The organism is Cohaesibacter celericrescens (assembly GCF_002866925.1).
GTDB classification, from domain to species: domain Bacteria; phylum Pseudomonadota; class Alphaproteobacteria; order Rhizobiales; family Cohaesibacteraceae; genus Cohaesibacter; species Cohaesibacter celericrescens.
In genome coordinates, this window is sequence record NZ_PKUQ01000044.1 from 1 (window position 1) to 1,119 (window position 1,119).

Here is a 1,119-nt window from a genome sequence, read left to right on the forward strand (position 1 = left end):
TCAACGAGAAACGTGATGAAGGCAAGTCTGAATTGACCATTGCGTCTGCAGATCTTACCTCTTCCGGTCTGAACCTAAGTGACGCAACGTCTCTCAGCTCTGATGAAGCCAACGAGAAACTTGATGCCTTGTCAGAATCCTTGAGTACACTTCGCACACAGGGGTCTACCTTTGGTTCAAATCTGAACACGGTGAAGATTCGTCAGGACTTTACCAAAGACAGCATCAATACTCTTCAAACCGGTGCTGACAGTCTGGTTTTGGCAGATACCAACGAGGAAGGCGCCAATATGTTGGCTCTGCAAACTCGTCAGTCTCTGTCCACCACGGCTCTGTCTCTGGCTTCTTCCGCCGACCAGGCAGTGCTTAGCTTCCTTCGTTAATCAAAACCAAATTTACAGCCGAAACGGGGCCTCAGGGCCCCGTTTTTTTTGGGCCATAAAACTGCGATTTCATATCAGATTTTTTCTTAGGAAACATCGCCTTATACTCGAGTAACCCCTTGAGATAAATACTCTTTCCACTTACCCAAGTTTCAAGCTTGAATCGGTAACAACGTATTAAGGTTAACACGACACGTTTGATTAACCCTAAATTAGTGATTATTCGCGAAAATCCGACTAAGCCTCAGAAAGAGGCGCAAAAACAATTTGTATTCGAGTACCCAGAAAGGTAATCTCATGTCGTCGGATATCACTCTCTCAGCTGGCGTGCGCCAGAACCTCCTCTCCCTGCAAAATACTGCGGACTTGATGTCCACCACGCAGAACCGTCTGGCAACAGGTAAAAAAGTGAACTCTGCGTTGGACAATCCAACAAACTTCTTTACCTCACAAAGTCTTTCCAGCCGTGCAAGCGACTTGGGCAACCTTCTGGATGGCATTTCAAATTCCATTAAAACGATTGAATCTGCTGATAACGGTATCACCGCGATCACCGATCTGGTTGAATCAGCTCAAGCAACTGTCCGTCAGGCTCAGTCTGCAAACAGCGCCAGCGAAGGTACCCACATTCAGGGCGATGCTGCCATAGACACCACATCGTCCCCCTCCGGTTCAACCGTACAAGAACGTGTTGAAAATCAGACACTTACTAATCTTGGAATTGATTCTGCAGCGG

2 protein-coding genes are annotated in these 1,119 nt (G+C 47.1%); both read left to right on the top strand.

The features are described from left to right. The coding region (locus tag C0081_RS18135; protein WP_280952891.1) for a flagellin at positions 1 to 383 on the top strand (383 nt) is incomplete at its 5' end. A 297-nt stretch (positions 384 to 680) separates the two neighbouring features. Beyond that, a partial coding sequence (locus C0081_RS18140; protein ID WP_483416441.1) for a flagellin N-terminal helical domain-containing protein occupies positions 681 to 1,119 on the top strand: 439 nt, incomplete at its 3' end.